At 58.7% G+C, this 7422-nt stretch carries 8 protein-coding genes and 1 pseudogene; 2 read left to right on the top strand and 7 right to left on the bottom strand.

The features are described 5' to 3' along the window. Nucleotides 1-126: 126 nt before the first annotated feature. The 6 genes from pcaD to CRO48_RS31095 all read right to left on the bottom strand — a co-directional run bounded on the left by pcaD (nt 127) and on the right by CRO48_RS31095 (nt 5453). Nucleotides 127-903, bottom strand: a complete 777-nt coding sequence (gene pcaD / locus CRO48_RS31120; protein ID WP_097143504.1) for a 3-oxoadipate enol-lactonase — start codon at nt 901-903, stop codon at nt 127-129. Between the two features lie 54 nt (nt 904-957). Further along, nucleotides 958-1749, bottom strand: coding sequence for a benzoate diol dehydrogenase BenD (benD, locus tag CRO48_RS31115; RefSeq protein ID WP_210202053.1), 792 nt, complete (start codon nt 1747-1749; stop codon nt 958-960). Between the two features lie 48 nt (nt 1750-1797). Then, entirely contained in the window at nt 1798-2835 is a 1038-nt protein-coding gene (locus tag CRO48_RS31110; RefSeq protein ID WP_097143503.1) for a 2-keto-3-deoxygluconate permease, read from the bottom strand. Nucleotides 2836-2965: 130 nt separating this feature from the next. Continuing rightward, complete coding sequence (gene catA / locus CRO48_RS31105) at nt 2966-3904, bottom strand: catechol 1,2-dioxygenase (protein ID WP_097143502.1); 939 nt, start codon at nt 3902-3904, stop codon at nt 2966-2968. Nucleotides 3905-3968: 64 nt separating this feature from the next. Continuing rightward, nucleotides 3969-4259, bottom strand: coding sequence for a muconolactone Delta-isomerase (catC, locus tag CRO48_RS31100; RefSeq protein WP_097143501.1), 291 nt, complete (start codon nt 4257-4259; stop codon nt 3969-3971). A 9-nt stretch (nt 4260-4268) separates the two neighbouring features. Continuing rightward, nucleotides 4269-5453 (bottom strand): muconate/chloromuconate family cycloisomerase, encoded by a 1185-nt coding sequence (locus CRO48_RS31095; protein WP_176526965.1) that lies wholly within the window; start codon nt 5451-5453, stop codon nt 4269-4271. A gap of 152 nt (nt 5454-5605) precedes the next feature. Here CRO48_RS31095 and CRO48_RS31090 point away from each other — a divergent pair, with 152 nt between their 5' ends. Beyond that, complete coding sequence (locus tag CRO48_RS31090) at nt 5606-6514, top strand: LysR family transcriptional regulator (protein ID WP_097143500.1); 909 nt, start codon at nt 5606-5608, stop codon at nt 6512-6514. A 257-nt stretch (nt 6515-6771) separates the two neighbouring features. Then, nucleotides 6772-7002: a hypothetical protein gene (locus tag CRO48_RS31085; RefSeq protein ID WP_245423732.1), complete on the top strand. Its 231-nt coding sequence runs from the start codon at nt 6772-6774 to the stop codon at nt 7000-7002. 2 nt (nt 7003-7004) lie between these two features. Here CRO48_RS31085 and CRO48_RS31080 read toward each other — a convergent pair. Continuing rightward, nucleotides 7005-7331: pseudogene (locus CRO48_RS31080) on the bottom strand (integrase core domain-containing protein); the annotation flags it as partial. Between the last annotated feature and the right edge of the window lie 91 nt (nt 7332-7422).

Below are 7422 nucleotides of genomic sequence, written 5' to 3'. Positions count from 1 at the left end.
CATTATGTTTGAACGGCATCGCTCGGATCAGACTGATTGGGGTCCAACAGGCCTACTTCCAAACCATTGAAAAAGGATCGATGCACCAAAGCCCACCCGGAGCGGAGATTTGTACGAGTTGACTATTCATGGCGCCAAGACTTTCGCCAAAGTCGTGTTGAATTGCATTGCCGACTCAATGTTCACCATGTGACGGCCTGGGAGAACGCAAAGCTCTCCATGCTGCACGTTCTGAGCAATCTCAGCAAGCTGGGCGGGAGGACACACAGCATCGTCGGCTCCCGCAATAGTCAGCACGGGGTTGGTTAGTTTCCCAAGAAGACCACTGAAGTCCGCGCTGGCTAAGGCACTGCAACATCCGATATAGCCCTCTACAGAGGTATTGACGAAACTGTCGATGGTGTCACGGACAATCTCGCCGGCTGAACGTGAATACTCTGAAGTGAACCAGCGATCTTGGGTGGCGCTCGCGATGCTGAATAGGCCACCGGCTCGTACATGACCTATGCGCTCCGTCCACCCACGCGCACTACCAATACGGGATGCGGTTGCACAAAGCACTAGGTGGCCGAAACGGTGGGCAGCATTGAGAGCGAGCCATTGCCCCGTCAGGCCGCCGATAGAAAGTCCGCAAAAATGTGCCCTTTCGATGTGGAGTGCGTCCAGAAGAGCGAGAACATCGGACCCGAGGTCGGCTATCGCATAGGGACCAGGGGGCGTGCCAGAAGCCCCGTGCCCACGTCCGTCATACCGAAGAATGCGAAACTGCTGTTCCAAGCCGGCAACCTGCTGACCCCACATTGTGAGATCCGTGCCCAAGGAATTGCAGAATACAAGCCACGGTCCGACACGACCGTCAATGCGATAGTGCAGACGGTGCGATGGTAGCTCTAAATATGGCATGGCCTTCTTCCAGATCTTTTTGTCTGTGTTGAGGGTTTGAGACACTTCTGCCCGTTATCCCAGATCGCCGCCGCCAACGGGCAAGGTCACGCCAGTGATGTATGAGGCATCATCCGATGCCAAGAACAGTATTGCGCCCGCTTGCTCATCAAGCGTCCCGTAGCGCTTCATCAAGCTGGACTGTATCGTCTGATCGACGATGGTCTGGTACCAGTCATCGCGCTGGTCTTGTGCGGCGTTGGGATTACGCGGAACCGGGCGGGGTGGCGCCTCGGTGCCGCCTGGGGCAGTGCCGACCACACGGATGCCACGCTCGGCAACTTCCCAGGCAAGGCTTGCGGTTATGGCATTGACACCGCCCTTGGCCGCGGCGTAGGGCACGCGGTTGAGTCCACGCGTGGCGATCGAGCTTACATTCACGATCACACCGCTGCCGGCAGGTAGCATGTGGTCCAGCGCGGCCCGACAGCAGTAAAGGGTCGGAAACAGCGAGCGCCGCACCTCGGCTTCGATCTGCTGCGGCTGATAGTGCTCGTATGGTTGAGCCCAAATGGTTCCACCTACGTTGTTCACCAATATGTCGATTCCGCCCAAGGCCCGGTTCGCAAAATGCAGCGCCGCAAGGCAGCCGTCCCAAGTCTCCAAGTCGGCTCCGAACGCCGTGGCGTTGCCTCCCGCCGCCATGATACCAGCAACGACTTCGTCCCGCGTCTGCGACCGGTCTACCAGAACTAATGACGCACCTTCAGCCGCCATTCGCTCCGCAACACGCCGGCCAATTCCTTGCCCGGCACCCGTAATTACCACGCGTTTACCCTTGAATCGCATCATCGTTTTTGTGTCCATCGTTGGTTCTGGCGCGCTCGGACTTCGGGCGCGCCTCTACAATGCCGTTTAGCTGCTGACGGCTGCGACCTGAACCTTCGCGCTGCGGTCTTGATAAAGAGCTTCTTCGGCCTCGGGCGTTATCCCGTTACGGCGTTGCCACCCGGCAAGCCAGGCGACCACGAAGGGCATGGTGAAGGCGGTGCAGACCACTGCCGTGGCGACCTGTGCGGTGGCCATCTCCTGAAACGGCAGGATGGACGGATCGATGGTTGCAAGGGCGGCAGGGGTTGCGATGGCATTGCCGGCCGTGCTGGCCTCTGCCGCGCCTGCAATCACATTGCGCGTCGAACGAGGGTGCCCGCGCAAGACGTGCCACAGCCATAGGCACAATACCGCGGCCCCTCCGGACAGGACCACCGTCATCAGACCCAGCAATATGCCGATAGCGCCTGATGTCAGCAACACGTCGAATTTGATGCCAGCCCCGATGGCGAAAGCCGCAAACGGGATGATCAGCTTTTCGCCTGGCCCAAGGAAGGCCTTGGCGGTTGGGCTGGTATTGCCCAAGATGAAGCCGAGGATCATCGGGAATATGGCGGCAAACAGCGCCAGCGCCGGAAAGGCCGCAAGGCCTGCCGCACCCAGCGCAATCATCGTCAGGAAGGGTCCATCGTTGATCGAAAGAACCGAGATGGCGCCCTTGTCGCTCGAATTGCCAAACTGGCTGGTCAGCGCCACAAACAACGAACCGTTCGAATTCGACATGGCGGCGATGATCGCCAGCGGCAGCATGCCCCAAAGCGTGCCGTCGGCCATGAAGAAGGCCACAGACAGGCCAACTGCAACGGCGACGCCGAATTTCGCGAGCAGCAGAACGATACCCTTCTCGACTGCCGGCAACGCGGCACGAAGGTCGATCTGCGAACCGACGCAGACGAAAAACAGACCGATCAACACGGCAGTTCCGCTTTTGAACAGCGCTGTCGTGAAGCTGCCGATTTCAAGCGCCTGGGGCGCCACGCTCGCCACCACGGCGCCCAGGAATAGCGGCACGATCATCAATGCGCCCGGTATCCGACCGAGCTGCTTCAGTAAAGTCTCCAAGGGTTCCCTCCCTCCCGATATTCAATCCAGATGTGGCGCATCCTTGCGCCGGTCTTTGTGCAGCACTGCGCTTCGCAGCGTCTCCAACGCCGCCCGGCATAACGGCCGGGCGGCCGTGTCGAATTGGGTCTCAGGCCGCCTCGCGTTTGCGCTTCTCGTTCACCTGATTGTCGACGCCATCGACCAGAGAGGTCAGGAAGATGTCGAATTCGATTTCGGCGAATGGGCCGTTGAGATTGTTGGCGTGGATGCTTTCTTCGTCATTGCGCTCGACCACGCGTGGCACAAGCCCATCACGCGTCGCATAGGCGAAGTCATCGTTGATCAACGGATCACCCTCGATATTGATCTGGGTTGTCAGCTTGCGATGACCCGGGGCACTGATGAAGAAGTGGATATGCGCTGGACGCTGGCCGTGCCGGCCAAGCGCAGATAGCAAATGCTCCGTCGGGCTCCCCGGAGGCACGCCATAACCGCTGGGAAGGATGCTCTGGAACTTGTAGCGACCATTCTCGTCGGCAATGATGGTGCGGCGCATGTTGAACGGGGCCTGCTTGCCAGTCGGGTCGAAGTGGGAATAGAAGCCGCGGGTATCGCAGTGCCACACTTCCACCTTGGCGCCCGGCATCGGCTTTTTGTCGGCATCGTGAACCACGCCGTGCATGATGAGCGTTTGACCATCGGTATCGCTACCATCGTCGAGACGAGCAAAGCCGGTCGATTCAGGCGCGCCGGCAACATAAAGCGGCCCTTCGATCGTCCGCGGCGTCGGGTTGTCGATACCCATGGCGGCGTCGATCGCATCCAGACGCTCGTCGATGAAGTGATCCAGCCCCAAGCCTGGTGAGATCAATCCAGCCTGACCTGCAGCACCCAGGTCGTTCAGCCATGCAACGCCGGTCCAGTACTCGTCGGGGGTGATGTTCAGGTCGTCAATGGCCTTGAACAGGTCCGACATCAGCCGGTGAATGATTTCCTTCATGCGCGGGTTACCGTCCGCCTTGTCCAGTCCGCTGACGACCTTCAGGAACTCCTGGACGTCGGGACGGTCGAATATCTTTACGGTCATGGTCTCTCCTCCTTCATGTTTGGGGGGTGGCGATAAGGCCCACTCGGCCGCCCGCCGTACGAACTCAGCTGTCGTTTTCGCGAATTGCGGATGGATGACGCAGCAACGCCGTCACCTCGATATGCATGAACTTGAAGAGCGGCAGCCCCGACAACAGCGCATGCAGTTCGGCATTGTCCGCCACATCGAATATGCTGATGTTCGAATACTGACCGGCAATGCGCCAGATATGGCGCCAGCTGCCCTGCCGCTGGAGTTCTTGAGAATAGGCCTTCTCTGCCGCAAGAACTTCTGCAACTTGCTCAGCGGGCAAGTCGTGCGGGATCTTCACATCCATACGTACCTGAAACAGCATCAAAGCTTCCTATGCGCTTGGGTGGATCTTGCGGCGGAGCCCGTCCCGGGCGAAGAACGAGACGCGGTCGTCATCCAGCGTGATGCCGAGCCCCGGTCCCTTGGGGATCGCCAGGGAAAAATCACTGTAGTCCAGTGGCTCGGCGAGAATTTCTTCGGTCAGGAGAAGCGGCCCAAACAGTTCCGTGCCCCATTGCAGGTTCGGGAAGGTCGCAAATGCATGGGCGGAGATGATGGTACCGACAGGACCCTCCAACATGGTGCCGCCGTAAAGCCCGATGCCTGCCGCATCAGCGATCGCCGCCACTCTCAGCGCATTGAATGCACCGCCGCTCTGCTCCAGTTTGACCGCAAACACATCTGCACCATGGACGCGCGCCAGTTCGAAAGCCGATGGCGGGCCGGTGAGTGATTCATCCGCCATCAGGGCAACCGGAAAACGACGCACCAGCCGCGACAGTGCCGATGCGGTAGCCACCGGCTGTTCCACCAGCTCACAGCCTGCCTTGGCAAGAGCCGCCATACCGCGGGCAGCCTCAGTCTCGTCCCAGGCCATGTTCACATCGACGCGAACCGCACCGCGGTCACCAAGGGCGGCCTTGATGCGACTGACATGCCCAATGTCCTCGGCAAGCGGTCTAGCCCCTATTTTTACCTTGAAAATGCGGTGACGACGTAAGTCCAGCATCTGCTCGGCTTCGGCAATGTCCCGGGACGTGTCTCCGGAGGCCAACGTCCAGGCAACCGGCAGGCGGTCTCGCTGCCTGCCTCCCAAAAGCTCGCTCACAGGCAGCCCAAGCCGCTTGCCATGGGCGTCAAGCAAAGCAGTTTCCACCGCACTCTTGGCGAAGCGGTTGTCTTTTACCATTTTGCCGATCCGCGCCATCAGAGCCTGAATCCGGGTGGCATCCTGTCCGATCATCAGGGGGGCGAAATAGGTTTCGATGGCCAGCTTCATGCTTTCGGGGCTTTCGGCGCCGTAAGCCAGCCCGCCGATGGTCGCCCCCTCCCCGACTCCTATGACCCCGTCGTCACAATGCACCTTCACCAACATCAAGGTCTGGCCGTTCATCGTCGCGACCGACAGCTTGTGTGGTCGGATCGTCGGCAGATCGATCAGCAGGGCTTCCACGCGCTCGACCGTCGGGCCGATGGCTGGAGAAGAAAGGGAGCGGGGTAAAAACGAGCTATTCATGTCGACATCTTGGTGCCCAATCGCCCGATAGGTCCAACACTATTTCGATTGGCTACGATACCTAAAGCGTATAGTGTTGAGAAAGGTACGCCGAATCCGGCATTTGGCGGGAGAACAATACCTCTGTCACACTGCTGCAAAAGGGGAAACGCTTGGAATTCCGTCAACTCCGTTACTTCGTTACCGTGGCTCAGCAGCGCAATTTCACCCGTGCCGCTGAGATGCTGAACATCACTCAGCCACCTCTCAGCCGGCAGATCCAACTACTTGAGGAAGAGTTGGGCGTCGCACTGTTCCACAGGGCAAGCAGGCCTGTTCGGCTAACCGAGAGCGGGCGGATTTTGTATGAACAGGCTCTTCAAGTGCTCGGCCGCATTGACCAAATGGTAGCCATGACGCGACGAGCCGGACTAAACCAAAAGCAGGTTCTGTCGATTGGCTTCGTTGCTTCAATCCTCTATACCGGCCTGCCAACACTGATCGGTAGGTTGAGGCAGTCAGCGCCGGACCTCGACATTCAGTTGGTCGAGCTTCTATCCATCCAGCAACTTCCAGCCTTGAAAGAAGGAAGGATCGATCTGGGATTTGGCCGACTGCGTCACAGTAATGACGGCATCGTGAGCACTGTTTTGCATGAGGAGCGATTGGTCGTTGCCGTACCGCGGGACTCTGCCTTGGCCAAGGACGCCTCCTCTGTTCATTTGACGCAATTAGCTGCAGAGAGACTAATCGTTTACCCGAAAGAGCCCCGACCCAGCTATGCAGACCAAGTCTTAAATATGCTGCTGCAATCCGACGTGCGTGTTGAAGAAGTGCATGAAGTGCGCGAACTGCAAACTGCGCTCGGTCTTGTCGCAGCAGGAGCCGGAATTTGCGTAATACCGTCCTCGGCAAAGCAGATGCGCTCAGATGTACACTATTGCCAACTTGCTGATGCCAATGCGACCTCTCCAGTCATCTTGTACCACCGCGAAGGCGACACCTCGCCTGGCCTTGAACTGGTCCATCATCTGATTGCCGACTTCGGTCCCGCGCCCTTCCGCTGGTCCGAAGAAGATTAGCCGTAGCCAAGGCATCAGTTTGGCTTGAAGTACATAACGCGGGGCTTACTTGCTCGGCGACCCCACTGGGCTTAAGACACTGATGCGACCTGACATTTCGAGATTCACGTCGACCTGACTAACTTAAGACGGCAACTGCCTGCCATCCGGTCTTCCTGTAAGGGGGTGACCATCATCACATCTCACAATCGATCCGGGTCATTCCGATCAGCGCTGAAGGGAGCAAGCCGGGTTTCGGCACGGCGTGTCACCAGCTGTTGCAACGTCTCGATACTTTCCTCGGCGGGATTTCGGGGCAATGGCGGAGCGATGGACGCGAAAAGCTCAAGGTGATGGTGTCGTGGCGCTACAACCAACTCGATCCGTTCAGAAGTGCTCGGCCAAAATTCGAGCATGTCGAAGTTTTTGGGCTTTCGTTCCATCGCGCCAAGGGGCTTGAGGCCGACTACAAGATCCTGGCCTGCCCCCATGGGATGATCCGAGTTTGATGTTAGTGGATGCTCGGCTTTTCCGCTACAGTCGGCATCGACGCCGGGCCGTCCTGACCAGGCCAAACCGTTGCGTCTGGTGCGGGTGGCTTGTAACCCAGCAATGAATGCGGCCGAACAGTATTGTGGTGCCGTCGCCAGTTTTCGATGATGATCTTGGCCTCCTTCAGCGTGTAGAAGATTTCGCCGTTGAGCAGTTCGTCGCGGAGCTTCGAGTTGAAGCTCTCGCAGTAACCGTTTTCCCAAGGACTGCCCGGCATGATGTAGGCGGTCTTGGCACCCACCGCAGCGATCCATTCCCGCAAAGCCTTGGCGATGAATTCCAGCCCGTAGCACATTGGGAAGCGGCCTGTTGAAGGCCGGATTGCCTTGATGGAGGCAAGGGCGCGTAGCGCCCGCAGACTTCATCAAGGCGGCCAT

This window comes from Rhizobium subbaraonis (genome assembly GCF_900220975.1).
Classification (GTDB): Bacteria; Pseudomonadota; Alphaproteobacteria; order Rhizobiales; family Rhizobiaceae; genus Mycoplana; species Mycoplana subbaraonis.
Note: the sequence above shows the minus strand (reverse complement) of the source record. Positions and strands in the feature narration are given on the sequence as shown.